Source organism: Sphingobacterium haloxyli (genome assembly GCF_002980525.1).
Lineage (GTDB): Bacteria > Bacteroidota > Bacteroidia > Sphingobacteriales > Sphingobacteriaceae > Sphingobacterium > Sphingobacterium haloxyli.
In genome coordinates this window covers 229,202-252,796 of the sequence record NZ_PVBQ01000003.1, presented here as the reverse complement: position 1 = coordinate 252,796, position 23,595 = coordinate 229,202, and the positions used below count along the sequence as shown (strand labels likewise).

At 40.1% G+C, this 23,595-nt stretch carries 28 protein-coding genes; 14 read left to right on the top strand and 14 right to left on the bottom strand.

All coding sequences use genetic code 11. From position 1 onward, the window contains the following. The first annotated feature begins 16 nt into the window (after positions 1–16). Positions 17–646, top strand: a complete 630-nt coding sequence (gene hxlA, locus C5745_RS04900) for a 3-hexulose-6-phosphate synthase (RefSeq protein ID WP_105715863.1) — start codon at positions 17–19, stop codon at positions 644–646. A gap of 107 nt (positions 647–753) precedes the next feature. Continuing rightward, entirely contained in the window at positions 754–1,629 is an 876-nt protein-coding gene (locus C5745_RS04895; protein ID WP_105715862.1) for an AraC family transcriptional regulator, read from the top strand. Positions 1,630–1,754: 125 nt separating this feature from the next. Here the strand turns inward: C5745_RS04895 and C5745_RS04890 are convergent, their stop codons facing one another. Together C5745_RS04890 and C5745_RS04885 are read right to left on the bottom strand one after the other, a co-directional pair. Next, complete coding sequence (locus C5745_RS04890) at positions 1,755–2,528, bottom strand: SDR family NAD(P)-dependent oxidoreductase (RefSeq protein WP_105715861.1); 774 nt, start codon at positions 2,526–2,528, stop codon at positions 1,755–1,757. Positions 2,529–2,641: 113 nt separating this feature from the next. Continuing rightward, entirely contained in the window at positions 2,642–3,385 is a 744-nt protein-coding gene (locus C5745_RS04885; protein ID WP_105715860.1) for an SDR family oxidoreductase, read from the bottom strand. A 104-nt stretch (positions 3,386–3,489) separates the two neighbouring features. Here C5745_RS04885 and C5745_RS04880 point away from each other — a divergent pair, with 104 nt between their 5' ends. From C5745_RS04880 to C5745_RS04860, 5 genes are all read left to right on the top strand, one after another. Then, a complete protein-coding gene (locus tag C5745_RS04880; RefSeq protein ID WP_105715859.1) occupies positions 3,490–3,852 on the top strand; it encodes a winged helix-turn-helix transcriptional regulator in 363 nt (120 codons plus the stop codon). Positions 3,853–3,877: 25 nt separating this feature from the next. Then, complete coding sequence (locus C5745_RS04875; RefSeq protein WP_105715858.1) at positions 3,878–4,699, top strand: hypothetical protein; 822 nt, start codon at positions 3,878–3,880, stop codon at positions 4,697–4,699. 479 nt (positions 4,700–5,178) lie between these two features. Continuing rightward, positions 5,179–5,682, top strand: coding sequence for an RNA polymerase sigma factor (locus C5745_RS04870; protein ID WP_105715857.1), 504 nt, complete (start codon positions 5,179–5,181; stop codon positions 5,680–5,682). Further along, positions 5,672–6,289 (top strand): hypothetical protein, encoded by a 618-nt coding sequence (locus C5745_RS04865; protein ID WP_105715856.1) that lies wholly within the window; start codon positions 5,672–5,674, stop codon positions 6,287–6,289. The genes C5745_RS04870 and C5745_RS04865 overlap by 11 nt, the downstream gene beginning before the upstream one ends. 45 nt (positions 6,290–6,334) lie before the next feature. Further along, the gene (locus C5745_RS04860; RefSeq protein WP_105715855.1) at positions 6,335–6,772 is read left to right on the top strand and encodes a carboxymuconolactone decarboxylase family protein; all 438 of its coding nucleotides are present in this window, start codon (positions 6,335–6,337) and stop codon (positions 6,770–6,772) included. Positions 6,773–6,814: 42 nt separating this feature from the next. Here the strand turns inward: C5745_RS04860 and C5745_RS04855 are convergent, their stop codons facing one another. From C5745_RS04855 to C5745_RS20050, 3 genes are read right to left on the bottom strand one after another with little or no spacing between them, the layout of a single operon-like run. Beyond that, positions 6,815–7,138 carry a hypothetical protein gene (locus tag C5745_RS04855; RefSeq protein WP_105715854.1) on the bottom strand — a complete coding sequence of 108 codons (324 nt, stop codon included), beginning with the start codon at positions 7,136–7,138 and terminating at the stop codon, positions 6,815–6,817. A gap of 33 nt (positions 7,139–7,171) precedes the next feature. Then, a complete protein-coding gene (locus tag C5745_RS04850) occupies positions 7,172–8,215 on the bottom strand; it encodes a LytTR family transcriptional regulator DNA-binding domain-containing protein (RefSeq protein ID WP_105715853.1) in 1,044 nt (347 codons plus the stop codon). Between the two features lie 44 nt (positions 8,216–8,259). After that, positions 8,260–8,451, bottom strand: a complete 192-nt coding sequence (locus tag C5745_RS20050) for a hypothetical protein (RefSeq protein ID WP_133166292.1) — start codon at positions 8,449–8,451, stop codon at positions 8,260–8,262. Between the two features lie 37 nt (positions 8,452–8,488). Here C5745_RS20050 and C5745_RS04845 point away from each other — a divergent pair, with 37 nt between their 5' ends. From C5745_RS04845 to C5745_RS04835, 3 genes are read left to right on the top strand one after another with little or no spacing between them, the layout of a single operon-like run. Continuing rightward, a complete protein-coding gene (locus C5745_RS04845; protein WP_105715852.1) occupies positions 8,489–9,469 on the top strand; it encodes a hypothetical protein in 981 nt (326 codons plus the stop codon). Next, on the top strand, positions 9,462–11,792 hold the full coding sequence (locus C5745_RS04840) for an AbiH family protein (protein WP_105715851.1): 2,331 nt from the start codon (positions 9,462–9,464) through the stop codon (positions 11,790–11,792). Before C5745_RS04845 ends, C5745_RS04840 begins: the two co-directional genes overlap by 8 nt. A 13-nt stretch (positions 11,793–11,805) precedes the next feature. After that, positions 11,806–12,024 carry a hypothetical protein gene (locus tag C5745_RS04835; RefSeq protein ID WP_105715850.1) on the top strand — a complete coding sequence of 73 codons (219 nt, stop codon included), beginning with the start codon at positions 11,806–11,808 and terminating at the stop codon, positions 12,022–12,024. A gap of 254 nt (positions 12,025–12,278) precedes the next feature. On the opposite strand, the gene C5745_RS04830 is transcribed toward C5745_RS04835, so the two are convergent. The 3 genes from C5745_RS04830 to C5745_RS20165 all read right to left on the bottom strand — a co-directional run bounded on the left by C5745_RS04830 (position 12,279) and on the right by C5745_RS20165 (position 15,449). Continuing rightward, positions 12,279–13,919, bottom strand: coding sequence for an RNA-binding domain-containing protein (locus C5745_RS04830; RefSeq protein WP_105715849.1), 1,641 nt, complete (start codon positions 13,917–13,919; stop codon positions 12,279–12,281). After that, complete coding sequence (locus C5745_RS04825) at positions 13,920–15,173, bottom strand: hypothetical protein (RefSeq protein ID WP_105715848.1); 1,254 nt, start codon at positions 15,171–15,173, stop codon at positions 13,920–13,922. A 126-nt stretch (positions 15,174–15,299) separates the two neighbouring features. Continuing rightward, the gene (locus C5745_RS20165) at positions 15,300–15,449 is read right to left on the bottom strand and encodes a hypothetical protein (RefSeq protein ID WP_165793020.1); all 150 of its coding nucleotides are present in this window, start codon (positions 15,447–15,449) and stop codon (positions 15,300–15,302) included. Positions 15,450–15,581: 132 nt separating this feature from the next. Here C5745_RS20165 and C5745_RS04820 point away from each other — a divergent pair, with 132 nt between their 5' ends. Continuing rightward, positions 15,582–17,201 carry a reverse transcriptase domain-containing protein gene (locus tag C5745_RS04820; protein ID WP_105715847.1) on the top strand — a complete coding sequence of 540 codons (1,620 nt, stop codon included), beginning with the start codon at positions 15,582–15,584 and terminating at the stop codon, positions 17,199–17,201. Between the two features lie 33 nt (positions 17,202–17,234). Continuing rightward, positions 17,235–17,927 carry a hypothetical protein gene (locus C5745_RS04815; RefSeq protein WP_105715846.1) on the top strand — a complete coding sequence of 231 codons (693 nt, stop codon included), beginning with the start codon at positions 17,235–17,237 and terminating at the stop codon, positions 17,925–17,927. A 43-nt stretch (positions 17,928–17,970) separates the two neighbouring features. Here C5745_RS04815 and C5745_RS04810 read toward each other — a convergent pair whose 3' ends face one another. Further along, the gene (locus tag C5745_RS04810; protein ID WP_105715845.1) at positions 17,971–18,648 is read right to left on the bottom strand and encodes a DUF6624 domain-containing protein; all 678 of its coding nucleotides are present in this window, start codon (positions 18,646–18,648) and stop codon (positions 17,971–17,973) included. Positions 18,649–19,148: 500 nt separating this feature from the next. On the opposite strand from C5745_RS04810, the gene C5745_RS04805 reads away from it, so the two are divergent. Both C5745_RS04805 and C5745_RS04800 read left to right on the top strand, forming a co-directional pair. Continuing rightward, a complete protein-coding gene (locus C5745_RS04805) occupies positions 19,149–20,075 on the top strand; it encodes a hypothetical protein (protein WP_105715844.1) in 927 nt (308 codons plus the stop codon). Positions 20,076–20,123: 48 nt separating this feature from the next. Continuing rightward, complete coding sequence (locus C5745_RS04800; protein WP_105715843.1) at positions 20,124–20,339, top strand: ORF6N domain-containing protein; 216 nt, start codon at positions 20,124–20,126, stop codon at positions 20,337–20,339. 7 nt (positions 20,340–20,346) lie between these two features. On the opposite strand, the gene C5745_RS04795 is transcribed toward C5745_RS04800, so the two are convergent. The 5 genes from C5745_RS04795 to C5745_RS04775 form a co-directional block, all read right to left on the bottom strand. After that, positions 20,347–20,979 carry an NAD(P)H-dependent oxidoreductase gene (locus C5745_RS04795; protein WP_105715842.1) on the bottom strand — a complete coding sequence of 211 codons (633 nt, stop codon included), beginning with the start codon at positions 20,977–20,979 and terminating at the stop codon, positions 20,347–20,349. A 6-nt stretch (positions 20,980–20,985) separates the two neighbouring features. Next, positions 20,986–21,594: a 3-hydroxyacyl-CoA dehydrogenase gene (locus tag C5745_RS04790; protein WP_105715841.1), complete on the bottom strand. Its 609-nt coding sequence runs from the start codon at positions 21,592–21,594 to the stop codon at positions 20,986–20,988. Between the two features lie 21 nt (positions 21,595–21,615). Continuing rightward, positions 21,616–22,038 (bottom strand): organic hydroperoxide resistance protein, encoded by a 423-nt coding sequence (locus C5745_RS04785; protein WP_105715840.1) that lies wholly within the window; start codon positions 22,036–22,038, stop codon positions 21,616–21,618. A 10-nt stretch (positions 22,039–22,048) separates the two neighbouring features. After that, on the bottom strand, positions 22,049–22,468 hold the full coding sequence (locus tag C5745_RS04780) for a MarR family winged helix-turn-helix transcriptional regulator (protein WP_105715839.1): 420 nt from the start codon (positions 22,466–22,468) through the stop codon (positions 22,049–22,051). Between the two features lie 132 nt (positions 22,469–22,600). Further along, on the bottom strand, positions 22,601–23,551 hold the full coding sequence (locus C5745_RS04775; protein WP_105715838.1) for an alpha/beta fold hydrolase: 951 nt from the start codon (positions 23,549–23,551) through the stop codon (positions 22,601–22,603). Between the last annotated feature and the right edge of the window lie 44 nt (positions 23,552–23,595).

Sequence of the window (23,595 nt, the reverse complement as noted above, 5' to 3'; positions counted from 1 at the left end):
TAGATTATATTTTATTATGGCAAAATTACAAGTAGCAATTGATCTACTTACAACAGAAGCAGCATTGGAGTTAGCAGCAAAAGTAGCTCCGTATGTCGATATTATTGAGTTAGGAACACCGCTGATTAAAGCAGAGGGTCTAAAAGTGGTCACTGCAATGAAAAATGCCCATCCAGAAAAATTGGTCTTTGCAGATATGAAGACAGCAGACACAGGCGCATTAGAAGCAGAAATTGCCTTTAAAGCAGGCGCAGATCTCGTAACGGTTATGGGAACTGTAGATGACGCAACAATCAAAGGTGCCGTAGAGTCAGCAAAAAAATACGGTAAACAAGTAGTCGTAGATACCATCGGCGTTAAAGATCGCGTAAAACGGGCAAAAGAAGTAACCGCATTTGGCGTAGCATTTGTAGAGTTACATGCCGGCCTGGACGAGCAGGCACTTCCCGGTTACTCCGTTGAAACCTTAATCAACGAAGGTAGAGAAGCACAGGTACCCTTTTCGGTAGCAGGCGGTGTTAATTTAAATACCATCAAAGACGTTGTTGCTGCAGGCGCAACAGTCGCGGTCGCTGGAGGAGCAATTTATGGCGCGAAAGACCCGGCTGAAGCTGCAAAAGCCTTAAAAGAAGCTATGGAGGCATAATCTTGTATAAGATCTTGGCCCACGAGCTAAATGTGGTGCATTTATTTTTTTAAAAAACATCATTGCAGCACAGTTTTTGCGCTATCGGTATTCATTAAAAAAGATATATGACCACCCAACATTTAAAAGATATACAAACAAATTTTGAAAGGGCTATTACGCCCTTTCACATTTTTGATTTAGATCAAGACAAACTAGAACCATACAGAGAGCCGCATACCAAAGACCATTTTTGCCTGATGTTTATCGACAAAGGACAAATGAAAATGCAGGTCGAAGACCGGAACTACGAAATTATGGAAAACAGCATCTCCGTGATATTTCCCGGGCAGCTATCGTCCAAAGAGCAGGTCAGCAGCAACATTTCTGGCAAGATGATTTTGTTTGATGAGGTGCTTTTTTGCTCCGATATTCTACGAAACGAATTGCGTATCTATAACTACGATATTTCTACCAAACTAAATTATATCGCCTTACCAGAAAAAGAATCAGAAGAGACGCGGATGTTGCTAAAGCAAATTGAGTTGCTGTACAATGATCTTACCTCTGTTAAAAAAGAGCAAGCACGTTTTTTTATTAAAATACTCTTGTTAAAATTGGTCGAATTTGTTCATACCCATGTTGATAGAGAATCGTTGAAAAACGAAAATGCAAAAGTGTACGCAAACTTTTTAGAACTTCTCGAACGCAGTTATAAGACAGACCGAAATGTAGCTTACTACGCAGATCAATTGCACGTCTCAACAAAAAAACTGAATCAGATCACAAAAAAGTTAGCAGGACTCACCGCTATAGAGACGATCCATTCCCGAATTATGAATGAGATCAAGCAACTTCTGCTACTTTCCACCTATTCGCACAAAGAAATTGCGTTTGAACTAGGCTTCAATTCACCGGCAGCACTCAACAAATTTGTACGCTCCAAGTTGGGCGAAACACCTACGGAACTTCAAAACCAACTTATACAGATGTATAACACCTAATCTACAACATTCGTATTTCACAAACATAAGGAGGCTAGTATCTGCCAGCGCGCTCTTCATTGCTTAAATTTAAATAAAAACCTATGACAATATATTCGTCACAGGTTTTTCATCCTTCTAGGTCATTACCAAGGAAGTACATTATCCGGTCCATAAAGGTCCGCCGGCCCCGTAAAACTACCCGTTGGCAGATCTTCTGCTAAAGCCACGCGAATCGGTTCCAACGAACCATATTCCACCGTATCGGTTCCTTGAAAATTATTGAGTGCTGTAGCCGTAAAGCCTGGGCTTACCAGATGGACCTTGATGGGCGTGCTTCCTAACTCAATCGCTAAAGATAGAAAGATACCGTTAAGAGCTGTTTTGGAAGCGCCATAAACCGCATCAAATGCCGAGCGGTACGGATTGTCAGGGTTTGCATTTATCGTCAGGGATCCCAAAGCACTGGAAACAGTGACAATCCGCGGAGCAGACGATTCCTGTAACAACGGTAAAAATGCTTGCGTTACCTCCAGGGTTCCAAAAACATTAGTGTTCCAAACCGTACGCAGCTCACTTATTGACGCGATACTCGGCTTCTGCGATGCCAATACTTCTTCCATCCTTTGCCCATCTTTTCCCGTATGCGAAATGGCAGCATTGTTCACCAACAAGCTCAAGTATCCAAAATCAGCTTGAATTTTCGTTACTGCCTTATGAATAGATTCGCTGTCGGTGATATCTAACTGAATGGCCTTTGCATTTGCACCAAGGGTAGCTGCGGCAGCCTCTCCTTTTTTCAGGTTTCTTGCGCCTACATAAACCGTGTAATTATTTTCTGATAGGGCTTTGGCAATCTGAAAACCAACGCCTGTATTAGCACCTGTTACGAGTGCAATTTTTCTTTGTTCTGTTTGCATCTTTTTATTTTTTTAAATTTATGTAACAAAGTTCCCCATTGCCGTCTTGAGGCTTGTAGCCAAAATGAGGATTCTTGTAGTCGGAACGAGGATGATCGGCTCAGGGTAAAATTTTATTTCATTAAGTAGTTTATAGCACCGCCATCTACCAACAATTCTGTCCCGGTAATAAAACTTGCATTGGCAGACGCTAAGAACAACACAGCACTTGCAATCTCATCCGGATTGCCCAATCTTTGTAAAGCCGTACTGGAAGCTAAGAAATCTTTGGCCTCGGCCGATGCGACTCCGTCAAGACCTTCGGTTTGCGTAGGTCCGGGACTTACGATGTTAACTCTTATTTTTCTTGGCGCCAATTCGTTTGCTGCGATCTGGGCAACTTTGTTTACCGCACCTTTGGTTGCCGAATACACACTCGTATTTACACCCGAAGCTGTCGCTACCGTGGACGAAGTAAATAACACCGATGCCCCATCTGCCAAATGCGGAATCAGTTTTTGTAGTGTAAAGAACGATCCTTTCACGTTCGTATTAAATTGTCGATCAAAGTCAGCTTCTGTCGTATGTTCAATCGGTGCAAACGAAGCAATTCCAGCATTGAGAAAAAGAACATCCAACTTACTTCCATGTTCAACAACTGCCTGCTCTAAAACCGAAATATCCGTGAGATTTGACGTATCCGCAACAACCGTTTTCAATCTCGGACTATTAATTCCTGCTGCTGCCTTTTGCAGATTATCCGCATTTCTACCGGTTATGAGCACGTTAGCGCCTGCGTTTATAAAAGCTTTTGCCGTAGCAAACCCTATTCCAGTGGTGCCACCCGTAATGACTACATTTTTGTTTGTGAAATCCATTTTAATTATTTTATGTTTAACATGAGACAAAGGTATGTTATCGCGGTTATTTTAAGTAACTTTGTATCCAAAAGTAATAGTAACATCGGTGTAACAAGGTAACAATGGAGTGTAATAAAACTAATTTCGGGCAGGAGCATAAAAGAGAAATGCGCGCCGTTCAAGATTCTATGGATGTGTTGAGTGGAAAATGGAAAATCCCTATTATCTCATCCATCTGCTACTACAACAAGAGGCGTTTTTCCGATATTTTGAATGATATTGATGGCATATCCAACAGAATGTTGAGCAAGGAGTTAAAGGAGCTAGAAATCAATCAATTGATCAAACGAACCGTTTTAGAAACACAACCTATAACCGTTGAGTATCAACTCACAGACCATGGTCTAACGCTTAGAACCATCATCAACAACCTTACCGACTGGGGCGTCGAGCATCGAAAAGTGATCGTCGGAAAACCGCTATAATCAGAAAGTCTTATATTTATCGCTCATGAAACAAGTCGGTTTAATATTACTCTACTACCTCACCATGCACATTGGCGTTGCACAAGGGCAGACTAACGAAAAACAATATATAGGCCGATATGGCCATTATGAGGGGGTGTGCCTATTCGACGATGGACAATTTCTGCTTTACGGATATGCTACTGCCGTATTTGGTCGGTACACCAAAAATGGCGACAAGATCCTATTTTATCCAGCCAGACGGGATTTATTTGAAGTATACGGCCACCGCAATCCACAAATTGAAGGAGAGCAGTCTCGCTGGCAATTTATCGGATTTGAAGAAGGCGCAACATTTGCCCAGTTCGATCAGGATTCTATCCATAGAGTTTTCAATGTAGACGCGAATTGCTTTACCTACCCCTATATCACCAACCGAACGCAGCTTGTAGAACATATTACCCTAAGGGATCAGGCCGAAGGCTCGTCCACATTCAAAACATTTCATTTCGCAAATACAGCCGCATACAATGATTTTGTATTGGTTTATAATAAGATAAGCGACGAACAACATGATTTTGTAGGCCGACTCGAAGACAACGTGCTCAAGCTCTCTAACTATGGGGGTGACAATGGATACCTAAAGCAAGAAGAAGATAAGGAGTGGGAAGAGATCTTGCAATTTAAAGCGCAACACGAACAGGCGACGACCTATCGGGAAAACTCCTACATTGATGTTGAAACACAACTTCAGTACGATAAAGTACTTCGGCAAAAAAACAGTAACGAACCCTCAACACCCACGCATTTTGCGAAATCCACTATTTTCCATACTGTGTGTGAGGATTCTCTAGAACTGTACCAATAGACACATCCACCGTCTAAACAAGGATCAAATCTATAACATATAGTCCTGTTTGTATAACGAAGGAGCTAAGGCACCTCCATACCCTTTTCGGTAGCAGGCGGTGTTAATTTAAATAGCATCAAAGACGTTGGTGCTGCAGGCGCAACAGTCGCGGTCGCTGGAGGAGCAATTTATGGTGCGAAAGACGCGAAACACCTACGGAACTTCAAAACCAACTGATACAGATGTATAACACCTAATCGTGAACCGGTTACCCACTTTTGCGCTTCTTTTTCTTTTTTTTGTGTAACAAAAGCGATTGAACTGATACTTACTGTTCAAATAGTTAGAAACACATTCAATTAAAAACAGATGAAGACAAAGAACAAACGACGACAGCAACTTTCGCAAAAGGCCGAAACAACAGCAAACGTATTCGGAATTATTTTTAGCAGCCAACGGCGCTACCCTGAAGCACACGTTAGCTAAAACGAATACAAGTGGAACCAAAAGAACGCGCATTTTTAACACAGATAGAAGCACACAAAGGCATTCTACACAAGGTTGGCAGGATATACGTGGATGACATAGAAGATCGGAAAGATCTTCACCAAGAAATTATCATCCAACTTTGGAAATCCTACGATAAGTTTCAAGGCCAAAGTGCGTTTTCCTCCTGGATGTACCGCGTTGCCGTCAATACAGCAATATCATATTTCAAGAAGGAAAAACGGCACGGTAATACAATCGCCATTGATACGGTAGCCGAACCCGAAAGTGAACCGTACGACCCAAAAGCGGACGAGCAGCTCGAATTGTTTTACCGCGCCGTACAACACTTAAGCCCGGTAGAAAAAGCCATTATCCTTTACTTTATGGAGGGGCTTTCACACCGAGAAATCGGCCTACAGCTAGGTATCACCGAAGGGAACGCCCGCGTAAAGCTGAACAGAACAAAAGAAAAATTACAAACCATTACAAAAAAATACAACGATGAACTTTGATAAAATAAAATCTGCATGGGATAATGCTAATACGAACGATGTAAATATCCCCGACACACTAGAAAAGCTTAGACGGGCACAGCACCCACTCGATAAACTCAAACGGAATATGCGAAACGAATGGTATATGCAGCTCGTATCCATTATCGCTTTATGCTTCGCCCCGCAATTTCTAAATATACACCCCGATTTGCATGCCCTATATTACGCGATGTACGGCATGCTGATTATCGTATCGATATACTATCTGAACCTGTTCAGAAAATTCTATCAGGAACTTATCCACTATACTGCCGAAACCAAAGACAGCCTGAACGACATCTATTACAATTTCCGCTTAAATATCGCGCGGTATCACGCTTTCAGCTTTTTGCTGCTGCCCTACGTGCTCATGGTTGTAGGATTGATAATCTGTAGCCGCTGGATCGAACAAGGAACAGATATGGTTACGATAGCAGCGTACCTTAAACCAACCGGGATTATAGTGACACTCGTCGTGTCAGCACTATTTATAACAGCCGTCCCCATCTGGACCAAAATTTTCTACGGAAAATATTTAACACAGATCAAAAGCGTTCTAGATGAGCTAAAGGAAAAATTTGATTAATTTAGTGCAGCATCATTAAAGTATAAACTTACAAGGTAACACCACATGGAAAACAGATTCGATATGCAACAGACGGAGCCCGATGGCTTCAAAGCGATGTTTGCTTTAGAAAACTACCTACAAAACGCGCAACTGTCGAAGACACATTTAGAGCTTATCAAGATACGAGCCTCCCAGATCAACGGCTGTGCTTTTTGCATCGATATGCATACGAAGGACGCCTTAAAGCAGGGTGAAACGGCGCAACGTATTTTCTTGCTCAACGCCTGGAGAGAGACCGAATTATTTACCGAAGAAGAAAAAGTGGTTTTGGCCATCACCGAAGAAGTAACCCTAATTAATCAACACGGGTTAACAGATGCTACCTATGCGCATGCTGCGAAGCTTTTTGACGAGCATTACATTGCGCAGATCATCATGGCCGTTGCCACGATAAATGCGTGGAATAGGATTGCGATAAGCACCAAGCGGACGGTGAAATAACACCCTTTTATCGGCGTGCTGGGTAAGTAAATCAAACTTGACTCAGTACGCCATATTAAAATATTTCGCTTCCCACTTTTTCCTATTCTTTTCGTGCTCAGCGGGATGAATCTTCGTCAAATGATATCCATCACAAAGTTCGCAGGCATAAATGTAGCGCACCTTCGGCTTGTCCAACCGAAAGCTCTTCCTTGATTTCGACCTCCTGCTGTAACGCCATTTCATCCAGTACATAAAAAATTTCGCTTCGGCGTAGCTTCTGAAACTCACCTTTCCACTGCCCCGGCATTTCGTTCTCTCAATCTGATTAATTTCAACCTGTGCCATCAACTTATCTGTCATGGATCCTCGTTTCTTACGTTTCATGATAACCTCCTTTCTACATCTTAAAATACTTTATTAAGTTTTTCTTTCAGCCACAATGTCAACAACATTTAAAATGCGCTTTTCCAAGTTTTCATCCGGTTCTACCGGTCCAAAAATCTCTGTGTTATTTTTATCGCGCAAATACAGCACGAGCCTCTTATCTTTTCTCCTTACGCAACGTTCAATAGCGCTATCATTTATCAGAAAAGACCGCCGTACAACGAAAAAACGATCCCCGACCGCTTTATGTACTTCCGTCAAGGTCTTTTCCGTTGCAATGTATTCCTCTCCATTTTTCAGTCCAAACCAAGGTACTCCATCTCGCATAAAGAAAAGTGCTATCTCGCGGTGTCGGATCCGTCTCGTGGTAGCACCAAGCTTGTGTAAGTATACCTTGTCCTCTTCAGCAGCTGTATCAGCTGAAGCTTTCACCGTCATAGCATCTTTATAGGTATCAAATTTTGTTTGTAACACCACAAGATCTTCTTTCAAACTTTGAATTTTCTTTTTATCTTCAGCAGCTATTTGGCCAAACGCCGCATTCTTGCGTTCACCGTCTTCCTCCCAAGCACTTCTTTCCGAACGCAATTGTTCACGGAGTAAATCCGCTTCCTTCATATAAAAAGCGATTATGTAACAGGTATTTACAGCAAACAACAGCAAGACGACAATGTATATATCAATATGCAAGAATGTGGATTCGCGTAATGAAAGCGGAAGGATAAAAGAAAACAGGACAAAAACACCCAATATGGTCATAGACGGTAAAAACAAACAGCAGAAAACCTGCCATACCGCTCGTTGATAAAAGTTAATATCCCATGGCCATTTTTCATCTAAGCGTTTAGTAACTATGGAGATAGCAAACAACACAACGGAGCAAGCCAGAAAATACCGCAACCAAATATCTAAGAATTCGCGATGCGTCGCCGATTCTAGAATACCTCCCCTGTATCCGTAATTACATAAAATTCCACTAAATACCACACTAGCGAACATTATCGGCCAGAAATCGCGGTAGCGATTGGGAGACGGCTCCGCCTTCTCCTTAGCGGATATTGGTGGTACTTTCTTCATAAACCAACAATGGCAATGTTTATCTTCGGGTTGTTAATTCAAGATTAAGTTACAAATAAAAAGAATAAGTCCCAAGTGACCGCTAGGTGAAATCCCTGGCTCATAGCGTGTGAACGCCTGTCAGGCAGCCTTTGAACACCTACCATACCGGATTCGCCTGCTATATTCCCGGTTTCGACCTCCGATTTTCCGATTTCAATAAAAAAACAGCCCTCATCACCTCGTCTTCGCCTCACGCATGCTTATTTTTATAAAACACTAATGTAGATTGTTATGAAAAAGACAAAGCAACCCTGGCCATATACGCTCCTCCTATTCGTGATGATGACACTCATTGGTGTAGCCATTGTCCACCTTGTCCGCAATTTTACCACCGAGCTGGAAGCACTTCTGCACGAAACAGCCGGCTCTTTTATACTCTGGAAAAGCATCCTACTTTTAGCTAATACCAGCCTAATTGTTGCCTTGCTTGGTATCGTCTATCTGCTGTATGCTAAAGTTTGCGGCCTACCCATTCCAAAGAAAGGACCGCTATCCTACGTCCTTGATGCCCCCAACCTTCGGCAAGCTTTCGATTTCGGTGTATCCATACGTAATACGTACGTGCTGCTCATTGCCTTACCGACCACGTTCTATGCCCTGTTTCTACAAGCTTCGACTATGGTCATTCTGATCTGCAGCATCGCTATCCTTCTATTGATCTATCTGGTGGAAGCGCGCCACAACATAAAAAATGGCATCACTACGCTTGCTATCCTTGTCCTACTTCTTTTCTGTTTCAACGTCAAACTTACCTCTTTGCAAAACTATAGCCTACTGGGTAATTCTACCCCACGGGTATTATCGTTTTGCATCAGTTTCTTCTTTGCAGCCTCCATGGCCTTTCGGCATCGGCGGTTTTATGTAATCGATAAGAAAAGACCTTCAAAAGAGTCGTGGATGGTTCCCTTAACGATCATGACCGCCGTACTCTTTTGCATCTACTTCCAGACCGTCCTGCTCACGATCAACTGCCATTTCGCTCCACGAACCGGTGGCGAAAACTACCGCGCGACTGTGCATCTCAAATGCCCGATTCACGATCTGCATTTGAAATATCAAAAAAATGGAAAAGAAAAATATGCCGTCATTGAAGTGCACCCGAAGCTATTCCATCGTGTACAAGAGGGCGATACGATCAAGCTACATTTACATACCGGAAGATTAGGCTGGCCATGGTATCACGATCATATCAGTAAGCGCTATTATGATTAATGCACTCCACATATTGCAGGAGGCCGTAAACCATTACAAACAATGGTTCGCAGCGGAAAGTGCGGAAAGCGCTGAAAGCCTACAGTTGGCCTTGCAGCATGCCTGTGAACAAACCCTAACCGAGATCAACAACCTTTACCGCCAATATACCGAGCATCAGCTCGCTGAACACGCTGTTCAACATTGCCATCGCTTGTTGACAAATATGCATAACACCCTTCATGAAGAACGTCCAGCAGACAGCATGCTTCTCGAGCTATTGGCGGCGATGATCGAGCAATATGAGCTTTCCTACGAATCTTATCTCCTGCATACCTCTACCCTATCACGCTATGCAGAAAAAGAACTTCGCGAAGCCGTCCTACTACGCTTGAAGAACGTGCTCCCCTCTTTACGAAAAAAGAATATCCCGGCAGTATACCTCGCCGAACTGTCGTCCGCGATCAACAGTCTTTTCACCGCTGGTAAGCTGCCTGAGCTGAAATTCAGCCATCGGCATTACCTATCTGTATTCTTAACAGCACTAGAAGAGATGGCAGCTGATAGCAGAAAGAAAGACTGGGCAACACGCTTTCTACATATCCTTATTAATTACAATTTTAATCATATGGGTTTCTTCAATCGATGGAAAGAGTTGCAAGCTAAACTTCTCTCCGAGAAACATAGCCACCAAGATCATATCAGGTTACTCCGGCAGCAGGAAGATGATCTGCGACTACATATCCCCGTACCCACCTACAGCTACGACCCGCTTCGTCCATCACTCGCGTCTTACATGTCAGAACATGTACGCGCAACCATAGTATCTATACAAACCGCCATCGAAGAGAACCCTTTGCTCGACGAAGAAGTGCTTCTCAGCACGCTCAGTGCCGATGAAATGTGTGTTATCTTCCATGCGACCTATCATGCTAATCTATTCCCGCATTCCACAAAACGCGAGGCAGCCAAATCATTTGCCACAAACATCCGATCCAAGACCGGCCGAAAGATATCCTACAAAACATTGGTAAAATTCGACAGACCAGCACTTGAACCGGCGGCAAACAGCAGTAGGAAAAAAGTCAAACTCATGCTCCATTTTATCGAAAGAGAATTTAATACTATTGGAATGCCTAAAATATTAATCACGGGAAATGGTTTTGATCTAAGTTTTGGTCTTCCAACCGCTTATTCGGATTTTATAAATATTTGTAAAAAACTACAGACATGCTCTGAGTTTAATTGGGAAGATTTAAAAGAGGATATCTTAGCTTTACAAAACTCAAATATCGTCCCATCCTCCTCATTCGATGATTTTGAAGGTTTCAAAACATGCCTAAGCGAAAGTACTTGGTTTAAATATCTATCACGAGAATATACGATCAACACATGGATAGATTTTGAAAAACATATTGAAAAAGCTTTAGAAGCCATCTTAATCCACCTTGATCAAATTAGAACGGAGACTTTTATCGAAAGTGGAAGATATTCTAAAAATAAAAATATTTATTACAAATCGGGATTTGATCAAAAAAAATACGAGGCATATCTGACATTAATAGATTTTAAAATATTTATGGTGAAAGAAGGCTTTAAACCACAGCTAAACCCCCATTACTTGAAGTCAGTTAATGAATATTACGTCGACTTTGAAAGAGACAAATTATTCACTGCGATACTAGAAGATTTAGATGATTTCCGAAATATTTTTTCAGAATATTTAAACCATATAGTCACCCCACTGTATGAAATATTAAATAATGACGATAGAAGCATTTTGCTAAAAAATATTACTCATCATTTCACATTCAACTATACCCCAACCTTTAATAAACTAGTTTCACACACGCCCTTAACCTCTTTTATTCATGGAGAATTGGGAGGTGATAACAACATCGTTTTAGGCATTAATGACTGGGAAAACATAGGAGACGACGGATCGAATTTAATACCATTTACAAAATACTTTCAGAAGTTGAATTTCGGTATCGATCTCAAGTTTATAAATGAGGTGCAGTCTCGAGATAGTCTTTATCAATTCTTTTTTTGGGGACATTCTCTCGATAAATCAGATTCCTTATATATTAATGAAATCTTTGACCGGGTAGGAAATTTAGAGAAGGGGCGTGCAGAAGGTAGAATTATAGTAATTTATCACAGTAAATCATCGAAGTTTAACATAATTAAAAACCTTATTGAAATTAGAGGAAGTGAGGACGTACTGTACAAACAACGGAAAGGGCAACTGACATTTACTCATTGTAACTCAGAAAAGTTAGAAAAGGAATTGAATTTCGTAATACGGAGTAGAACAGCTTCGGACGGAGTAAATATATACTAATCAAATAAATAATATGGAAGAATTTAAAATTGGAGATGAGATTTTTCACAAATCAAACCCGTCGGTAAAATGGGTCATTGAAAGTATTGATGGCGAACAAGTAGCGTGTTCTACAGTACTAAAAGAAACACTTGAACAAAGGAAAGAGGTTTTTGTAACGACATCTATTAAGAAGTGTGCTGATCCTAAAACAACTTTTATAAACATTAATAAAAGAGATAATTATTGGTAGACAGATTTTACATTAAACTACATAACTTGTCTATAACGGAGGTCACTGGTCCAATTATTACGGAACTGGAGCCACCCGCCTGTATCTGTACTATCTATATTTAGATAAAGCCACAAAAATGTCTAAAACTATAACTTAAAAATGTCTAAAATGTCTATGAGAAAAACAAAATAAAAAACTGAAAAACAGATTTTTAACAAAAAAAATATTGCTAAAAAACGTCTAAAAAGCACATAAAAATGTCTAAAATCCAACTACTTATTTTTTACCAATCGCCACTCCTTACCCTCTACATAGATTACTTTTTTGTGTTTAAGCTCTTGTAATTGGTTCTTTATCTTATCTCGCTTTTGAACATCACTTAAACCTTCAGAAAGCTTCGGCATTAACACAACTTCTAAATCCTTGCGTAAGGTTCCGCCAAATTTTGATAAGTAATCAATAATAATCTTTTGGATATAACCATTATCTATACCACGAAGCTTGATGTAATCATCCTCCTGCTTAGTCGCCTTAGCGATATCTGAAGAAATATGATAGTTGGGTTTACGTCCTTCAATTAGACCCTTTGACCGCAAGCCTCGTATTGCCTCACTAGACAATTGCTTTTGTTTAGCCACCTTATCCAACAGCATAATCTCTTCCAATGACAATTCCGGCAACTCTGCTAATTTCTTGGCATAATTAACATCGATCAGTTTACCAAAGAAAACCGCTTTCACCTTATCGTCAGAAAGATCATAGTCTGGCAAAGGAAAAAATTTATGCCGCTGTATATTAAACATTTTCTTGATACCGCTGCCGATGGTATCAATCATATTCAGATTGACCATAGCGGCAACAAGAAAACTATTTCGATATGTTGGTTCTGGGGAATCTTGGATGACAACTTCTTCCACGCTATTCGGAATAAACTTACCAACATTGGTAAAAGACAACCAACCGTCTTCACTTTCTACGACGACAATCTTCCCTCCCATCGTATAGTCTTGATGCGCGATACAATTGTTGAGTGCCTCTCGGATAATGTAAGGGTCGTATTGATCCACCTCTTCCGGAAACAGAGTATTACCAGCTATATACCGATACTTTAGATTACGAATCTTGGTACTCACCTCTTCTACCGCAGTGACAAAAGGGCAATAGAAATGCTCATAATCTTTTTCTACATTATCGCGATCTTTCAGAATCCACGTAACCCGGGCAACAGCAGGACTGATTAAATGTTCAGACTCCGGCTTTCCCAAAAGAAGGATTGCCGTATTGGTAACCTTACCTTTGATCGTCAACTTGGCTTTATCTAAGAAAACGGAATCGCTCCATCGGCTAATTTCATCTTTTAGTCTGGGGTGCTTTTCTTTAAATTCTTCCCGGGCAAAAGCGATAGCCTCTGGCGATAGATCTTCCACCGTTGCTGAAGCTACAGTCTTTGCACTCCAGTCTTCCGTATCAAGCTGTTTCTTTATTCTTTCATACTCAAAATCGTGTAATGCTACTAAGGCTTCGCCGTCCCTCCCATACCAATGTCCCTTCCAAGAGACGGGGTAACCTTTGGATGCTGCAGGTATCTCGAGTAAAATAACCTCACCATTCGTTGTACTAATTCGATGATCTTGCAGAAAGTTGCATTTAGGCGATGTGTGCTTACTGATTTCCTGCTTGTACTCATTGAGCTGTCTATCGGTTATCTTCGTCCCTACGATCTTCCTAGAATCGTTTACTCCTAATACGAGCCACGCACTAGCTCTACCTTTGAGATTCGCCTCATTGCTTAACGCAGAAAAATACTTACCTAATTTATCTTTATCGAATTGGGTTTTCGCTTCCTTGAACTCGACGATTTCATTTTCGGCTTCGAGTTTCAGTAGTTCTTCTAATTTGGATTGGGGATTCATTTATTGCTTAGCTGTAGTGATCGGTTTTACACGCTCAAAAAAGATGCCTTCAAACTCTTTGGGTAAAGCTATACACTTTTGAATCCTCTCTACCAAAAAATGTCTAACATCACCACCTCGTAGTAAGCAATTGCACTTGAGAGTAGATTTTGACTCATCTTCCGGAATAGCTTCAGGTTTAGGAACAAAATCTTGAACGTACACAATTCTTTCCGTACTGACACCATTACTATCGATATAGGAAATCTTGAACCATTTATCCTTTACATCTGTCTTATTCTCTTCACTTAAATATTTCTGTATATTGCTTTTATCGCCTAGATCTTTACCAGACCTCAACATTTTTTTTAAATCGACATAAGATCTTACTGGAAAAGTGTGGGAATAAGAGCGAGACTTATTTGTAAATACATTCATCCCATCGTAGACATAATAATAGTGATTAAACGTTGTTGAAGTGAGTAAGACAGGAATCGATTTCATATATACATCGGTATTGTCCTCCAACTGCTTAGGTACCTTTAACGACAAGAGATAAGTTTTCTTCTCATTGTAAATAACAGGGTTTTCATTAAACTTAACCAACTTCAAGCATTCTAGTGGAACAGCTTCCTCACTGAATTTTCCAGATTCATTATTGAGCCATTTTAGCTTTGCATGCAATTGATGTTTTTTTGAAGTCACTTTGCCCTTATCATTGTGTTTCGTATGATCATCCTCATATTTGACATCCATAATAGATGCCACGGGAGGAAGATAATCTAACAAGTTACTGACTTTCATTTTTGAACGACCATCAACCGTATCTAAAAAAGTCTTTTTCTTGCCTAACTCTAAATCTACCGTCTGCAGAACTACCTCTTTTCCAAGCAATTCCTTTTTCCAATCAGTGATATCGAAAGAGCTAATTCCATGATCTTCCTTTACATAGTTTCCTATGTACTTTAATTCCTCACTTTTAAACCAAAGTTTCTCGAATTTCCCCTCTTTTGTTGAATAAAAAAGGCACTTGTACTGATTAGAATCCTTAACTCCTGTAAACGTATCGTGTGTAGTTTTGTTTAATATCTCTATTACGATCATCAGTGGTGGAGTAAATCTTGCATAAGCTCCGATCTTTGGCTCGAAATAGTTGGTTTGGTAAGGATGGCTCTTTAAGGCTACTATATCGCCTAGTTTAAATGTGTCATTACTGAAAGCGCTTTGTTCGATATTACTTATATAACAATTTGCACTTATTTCTTCATTATTCATAATATAAATTATTAATTGTGTTCGCAATTTAGTAAATTCGGACAGCTTATGCAATGGGATAAACAGTAGTTTACAATTAGGTAGGATTATAGAGCCTCTAGATTATTTAAAATTTATGCTTTACTATTAGAAATAATAGGTTGAGTGTTTATACAACGGTGTCTCGAGCAATCCGAGAGCATCAGTTGAAACAACTTCTAGGATGAGGTCTGATGCCGCTATCAGGTCAAACTGAAGCAGCAGAGCTAATGTTGCAAATTTAAACAATTTCTTCATACGCTTTGATATTATCTCATCTAGTTTATCGAAATTACAATGACTCAGTTATTGGGTCCTGGTCCGCACCGCAAGGTGGTATGTAAACAATAATACATTATTGAGAGTCCATTGTGTAAGCTTATTTAAATTATGAAAAGAAAACCAGACTGGCTACAGAGCAAAGGCTATATGCATATTACACCATCACTAAGTATGGAGCGTAATTGGGAAGATTATTATCACAAAATAACTTCTAAAAAATATATGGAGACCTACGCTTTCTTCCCGTTGATACACCGCATCCTTTCGGATCGAAAATACAAAAAGCCTGATCCGAAAAAACACCATATCAAAGCCGGAAAGAGCAGAGCGCATAGTCACAAAAAACTTGATGGTTCAGGAACTGTCAAAACAGTCAAGCAAAGACCGCTACATTACGCAAGCCACTTCGATGCCTTGATCTATGCGTACTACGCGCATGAACTAGGTAAGAAATATGAAGCTAAATTAAAAGAAGATCCAGAGCTCGACAAAGCCGTGTTGGCCTATCGCACCATTCCAATAAGCGAAGAAAACAAAAAAGGTAAAAGCAATATTCACTTTGCACACGAGGTATTTGAGGAGATCAACAAAAGAGTGGATACAGAGGGTGAAGTGGCAGTACTGGCCATCGATCTAAAAAGCTTTTTCTCCACCTTGCATCATCCTACCCTCTATAAAATATGGGCTTATGCACTCGGCGAAGATGAGTTACCGAAGGACCATCTGAACGTATTCAGATCCTGTACCAATTTTAGCTACGTATTGTACAATGACCTAAAGAAGAAAGGTAAACGTCACTTTGACGAATCGCGATTAGCAAAAATCAGAAAGACGAAGGGTTTCAAATGTTTCTTCGAATCGAATGCGGATTTCCGGAAAGCAATTAAGGAAGGGCGACTCCCAGTATATAAAAATCCTTTCTTCAGCGACAAAGATGAAGACAGCAAAAAAGAGCGAATCGGTATACCCCAAGGACTTCCCATTAGTGCCGTTCTAGCGAATCTCTACCTTATTGATTTCGATCGAACTATCATCAATGATCTGTCGCGTAAGTTGGGTGCACATTACCGAAGATATTCAGACGATATCTTGATCTTATGCAAGCCGGCGCAAATGAAAGATATAGATGACTATGTTAACGAACTGATAAAGAAGTTTCATGTCAAGATCAGTACAGAGAAAACGGAACGGTTTCTTTTTAGGAACATGGTGTACAATAAAAATGGCGACAAACGGATAACTGCGATTAAGATTATTGAGGGTGACAGATGTGTAATAGATAGTCCTCTCAACTATTTGGGATTTGAATTTAGAGGTTACAATACGCTGATCAAGTCTACGAATATTGCAAAATACTACCGCAGGGTAATCGAGATTATAAAACGGCGTTCAAGAAGAGTTATACGGCTATCATCTCATAACCCAACCATACCGCGCGCCGTATATCTTAACCAGGTAAAAAAGCTTTATAATGCTCCAATTAAGTATGCTAATAAAGTGGAGAACAAACAGGTGTTCCGCCGTCGATATTCGTTAACCATCGATGACCGGGGAGATTTTATATTTGACCATTTTGATGTACCGATAAAACAGCAATCGAATTATCTTTCTTATATCAAACGTTGTAAAAGACAATTCGGCTCGAATTCCTTTTCTCGACAACTAAAAAAGAAGAAACAGATCATTGGCCAGGCTATAAATAAGCATCTGGTGAGAAAGAGTTGGTGAGATGACGTACAAAGATTTATATAATAACAAATTATGATTATTGAAATATTAGGTGTTATTTTTGGTTTTTATGGTTTTACGAGAAAGGTTCTCAAAAACGATCCGATTAGAACACACTTCGATAATTTTTATGTAAAGATTAACGAAATCCTCGCCAAGTATAAAAAGCGTAGCATTTCAGAATCGACAGATGGACTTCTAAAGGTTGGGACTAGGTTTCTCGTTTACATTACTATTGCGATCTGTTTGACTCTTATTTTCCCCAAAAAGATTGCAGAAGTCTTTGGAATATTTCTGTATCCAATATTTATCACGCTCATGGGCTTGGTGTTCTCGTTAAAATGGATACATCAGCACGGCAAGTCTGTTAAAGATAATTTTTTAAACCTACCGTTTTTAAGTATTGTGTTCTTACCGTTAATATTACATTTCCTAGAAATACAAGGTGTTATAAAAAGCTCGCCAATTGAAGAGATGTTTATTTTTAAAATACTACCTATGAGCATTTTATATCTCCAGATCCTATGGGCTGTCGGCATCATTACTATGTTTTACATCGGTGGTTTTATTATTGCCGTCCCAATGTATTTAATGATATACTCAATTCTTTTTATTTCGTCCCGCATCATTGTCGTGTTTGAAAAATATATTAATGTCCACATACTAGATGGAATAGTGGGAACTGGAGCTTTGTTAATCGTAATTGCTAAAGCTGTTTGCAAGTAAACAAGTCCGTCTCCATGAGGTTCTAACTTAAAACACTAATCACCTATTCAGCTTCCTTGTATAAATCGGGCTCGGTGTACCCACTTTGGATATAGGCCGCTTTATTCATCTCGAAGTGCATAGTAGTCATATCGTTTAGATATTCGGATAATGGTGATAGGCCATATTCGGTTCTTCGCGTATCTATATTGGCGGAATCAATCAGACCATTTCGAGGTATGGCGCGGCCTGTAGATTCAACTAGATAATCTACTTGTGTCCCGAATAGCTGTTTTTTCCCGGCATTTACCTGAACGCGATCAAAAAGATAAGCGTAATTCTTTGGGTCGGCGTTATTCTTTTTGACCTGAATTTCCATCTCTTTCAATACCTGCTTTTGAAACTTGGGATCGTGATCACAATGCTGGACCAATAACCAGAAATGATTCGATCCTTCTTTCCCCACTTCATTGTAGCCAAGATACCCATAGGTCTTGAAATAGCCAGCAATGGTCTTTTGATTGGTCTGAAAAACGCTATCTTTAAAGGCTTGCCACTGCTCGTCTGTGTAATCGCTATATATACCTTTCTTTGGGAAGGCTGCAATTTGATCTATCTTGACCATCTCCAGCAAGTTGTTCTGTATTTCAGTTTTTGTGTCTCCGGCAATAGGTTGATATGAGCGACATCCTAAAATATAGGTAAGGAATAAGATGCCGAAGATTATGCAGTAGTTTCTCATCGCAATTTAGTTTATCTGTTAAATTTAACTAATATTCTAATGCTATCAATATGCTCCGCGTTTTTTTACCGAGTTATCCCTAAAAGTGTATTGTCGATCCATCTATTTTTACGGTTCGAATTGTGCCAGTTAAAAGATGACCCGAATTTTATCGAATTGCTAATCAGTCCCGGGTTTCTAGGGATAGGACCTCCCAATTTAGCAATTGCTTGGTACCTATAACGACTAACAAAGTACACACCTAGCGTTACGCAAATACAGAACGCGATGGGGATGAATACTGCAAAAATCTTTTTTAGTACCGTGTCGTTGAGCAAGCAGGTCGTCTCGATCACGGGGCCCAACATGGCCGGCAGCCTTGCAGATTACGCGGACGACAGAAAATCTAGCGCAACATGATAAAGCTCATCAAATTTTGTCTAGGATATGTTGTCCCATAGCACTAATTTTTTAAATCAAAAAATTCAATTACCTTAGTATAAATATACAATTATAGATATATGCGCCAACTCGTAGTTTTGACACTTTTACTTCTGGCTTTTGGTTGTAAAAAAAATGAAGATTATAATGACGACACCAAGGATAAACGTATAAGGAGTAAATTTTCGTACGTTAATCCTCAGGGAAAAACTCTTCCGGACTCTACACTGATTTTACCGACATATGGTTTCGCTATAAATGTAGATAGTCCATATAAAACATACGGGGGTGCTAACTTTGTAAATGAGACTCACTGGGAAACTAAGTCCGGTCAAAAACTTAATACAATGCAGGGCATCTTTTTACAATGGAAGCTCTTAAACCTAGCAAATGACAAATGGGTAAGAACAGATACAACTGAAGATTTAAAATTGCAGATTTTTGATCCGGGAAAATACAAGCTTTTCCAGTATGTTTATTCAAGTGCGGAGAACAGAAAAAACTCCATGTACCCACTAGATTCTATCTCGAAGAGTATCGAATTTGTCAATGTGAAACAAATTGATTCGATCACTGTCGACACCTTATCGTTTCATAGCCCATACCTAAATTGGGAACTAGACAGAGATGCTCCAGTGGACGCTTTTGTTTCGGTTTACAGCAGTAACACAGATATGGAGAACGGTGAAGAACCTATATTCACATCTGAAACGATCAAAGGTCTGAGACAAGGAACAACAGGTATCAAATTTAATCTCTCGGGATTAGACCATTTTATCCCCACTTTTATGACGACAAGAGGAACGGAGGATGGTGCATTATTACAGCTTAATGTTCAGCAAGGTGGAAAAACTTACACGCTGATAGACAATGATTGGCGCTTGATTTTCCGATACCTACAGACTGGATATCTGTCAGAAGATAAAAGTAGTGTGATGGAAGAATTAAAGATACGATTTGGAAACATGACCTTAAAGGTTAATTCATCCTTTAAGTTCTCCCAGTAGTAATCTTAGGCTCGTTCCTCCAATACAACACTCCCAGACGAGGTACTGATGAGTAGGATTTACGTTTTTCGAGATCATAAAGTGATGCTTGATCAAGATCTGGCGGAGTTATACGGAGTTACCACTGGAAATCTAAACAAGGCTGTTAAGCGTAACATCAAACGTTTCCCTGAGGATTTTATGTTTCAGCTAAGCGAAGATGAACTCAAAAACTTGATATTCCAAAATGGAACATCAAGTTGGGGTGGTACGAAAAAAGATTAGCAAAATTTTAGTACGTTAATACAAAATCTTCTTTAGGTACACGTACTTTTTTCATAGTCGAAAGCCAATCTTTTTCTACATCGGCATAACCTACATACATCAAAGAAACGCTTTTCAGACCATGTTTTTCCAATTCTAGCACTTCGTCTATAATCGCATTATTAAAACCTTCGGCTGGAGTAGTGTCTACACGCAATTCAGCCGCTTGAGCCAATGCCATGCCTAGCGCAATATAGGTCTGACGTGCTGTATGAGCAAAATTGCGTTCGGCAGGTTCGTTGAGATAAACATTTTTGAGCATATTGGTATACGAATCAAATCGTCCACGTGGCAATCCTCTTTCGTCTGTTGTGAAATTATACACATGATCTATACGATCTGCCGTATATCTATCCCAAGCTGCAAAAATAATGATGTGTGAAGCATCGCGCATACATTCTGGGTTCAGCGCACCTTTTACCAATTTGTTTTTCACTTCCTGGTCTTGTACTATGATTACCTTAAACGGTTGTAGACCAGAAGAAGTAGGTGCTAAACGCGCTGCTTCTACTATTTTGTCAATATCTTCTTGACTTACTTTTTTATTCGGATCATACGCTTTGACAGCATGTCTCCATTTCAAATCTTCTATTAATGACATTGTTATTTATTTTAAAAAATCTTTTTGTTTAAAGCTTGGATTAGGATATTTATAAAACCCTTCACCTGTCTCTACACCCAATTTACCTTTATCTATAAATTCTGCTTTCAGCTTATCTGCAATTTTAAGCTTCACAGGATCTTTTGTTTTATCTGCCACCATTTTATTAATATTATAAGCGGTGGTAATTCCCACAACATCCAAAATACCAAAAGGACCTAATGGAGCACCTGTAGCAACCATCCAAGTCTTATCTACAGTCTCAATATCTGCTACATCTCTTATCCACAAGTCCATTCCGGCGCTCAAAAGAGGAACTAGCAGTGAATTGACAATGTAACCTGGCTGTTCTTTATGAATGGCCAAAGGCACCATGCCGATCTGTTTAGCAAATACTAATAAACTTTCAAATACTTCATCCGAAGTACCAGGATGTTTCATTACTTCCCCAGTATTATGTTTCCATATTTCATTGGCAAAGTGTAGGGCCACAAATTTTTCCGGACGTCCGGTATACGCTGCAAATTGACTCGGTAATAAGGTAGACGAGTTGGTTGCAAAAACGGTTTTCTCCGGAGCAACTTTTGCTAATTTTTGATAAAATTCAATCTTAATTTGTGGATTTTTATGTTACTTTTAATTGTTAGTTACTACCAATTTTACTTCTATATTTCCGCGTGTCGCATTGGAATAAGGACAAACTTGATGCGCCTGTTCTACGAGTTTGTTGGCTTCTTCTATAGAGACCCCTGGAATATTAACCTCTAACTCGGCCTCCAAACCAAAACCACCATTATCCAACTGTCCGATACCCACCTTAGCGGTTACCGTAGTTTCTCCTGTCTGAATACGTGATTTTTTAATCACCAAATTCAAAGCGCTATCAAAACATGCTGCATATCCACCAGCAAATAACATCTCAGGATTAGTAAAGTCATCACTTTTACCGCCCAATGCTTTCGGTGCACGTACATCTACATTCAATACACCATTTTCACTTTTAATGTGTCCGTCTCGTCCTCCTTGAGCGGTAACACGTGTTGTATACAAAGTTTTCATTTTTCTGTTTTTATAAATTTGATAATATCTTGTCTATACTATTTTTCAATAGTTTTAATTCTGCTACAGGTATCGACATTGCATCAACCATTGCTGAAGGTACATTTTGTGCTTTCGTTTTTAATTGATGACCCGCTGCTGTAAGGGAAATGACTACTATTCTTTCATCTGCCTGACTTCTCTTCCGCATTACAATTTCCTTTTGTTCTAACCGCTTTAAAAGGGGGGTCAGTGTACCACTGTCTAGATTCAACTTCTCTCCGATGGCCGAAACAGATTGTTCATCTTTCTCCCAAAGCACGAGCATCACCAAATATTGTGGATAAGTTAACTCCAAATCTTCTAGCAAGGATCGATATTTGTTCACCATCTCTTTTGCCAAAGTGTAAATTGGGAAGCAAACTTGATTTTCTAATTTTAAATGATCCATCTTATACTCGTTTACTGTACAAAGATAAAGCCATTATGTATTGTGGCACAAATACGGACGGGCGCTTAGGCTACGTGTATAGATTGTAATTGTGTTAACATAATCCAATAACTAAAATTTATAGGCTAGCCCCTACAGCGCCGATAAAAATTCTTTGATGACCGCTGTCGTTCGTTCCAGTTGATCGTGGTGCAGGTTATGCCCTCCCCCATCAATATGCACAAGCTTACCCTTCGGCATAGCCGCAGCGGCATCCTCGTTAGCTTTACGAACTTCGGCAGAAGCGTCTGCTTTTAGGATAATAGCGGGTACCTGTATTCTAGACAACGCATTCCCGATATTCATCGTTCCGGTCATCGCTTCAGCGGCCTCGCTCGTATAAGGACCGTGATATTGCTTCTTCGAAAGCGCCCAATATGCAATATCCATCTCTCCCCATAGCGGGTTTTGCCTACGCCCCAAGGCGATCAGATCTTCGAAACTATAATTGTTTTGTGTCACAAGAGCCTCCGGATTACCAAACATATTAACCGCAATCTTGGGTTTTGTTGGAGCAGATTTGGACGATACATCCGTGTTGGGTTTGCTGTTATTCCGGGTAGGTCGGTTTTGGCCGCCGATTCGTCCCAGCAGAGGATCGAGCATGATTACCGCACGGGCTATATCCGGATAATCCGCCCCGAGTCGCATTACCGTGGCCGCTCCCATAGAATGTCCCATTAAAATAGGGTTATGAAATTCCATGGCGCCCACAAACGCGACCACATCCTTTATCAATGTTTCTCCGTCATCACCAGCCATAAAGGGATCAGACAAGCCGTGCCCACGTGCATCGAGCATATAAATATCGTACATGCCCTGAAGGTTCAGTGCAAGCGTTGTCCAACATAATCCATTGTCGGTCACCCCATGAACCATTACCAGTACAGGTTTATCTGGCTGGGGAGCAGCACGGTAATAGTGAATCCGGATACCATTAGCATACGCGTAGCCGTCCGACCAGCCTTCAGGAATACGTGGCTGTTGGGCAAATAACCATGTTGGCAATAATAAGACGATACCGATAATCGGGAAAAAATTCATAGTGGATGAGGTTTATTATTAAAGATAGTTGTGTATACCGTTAA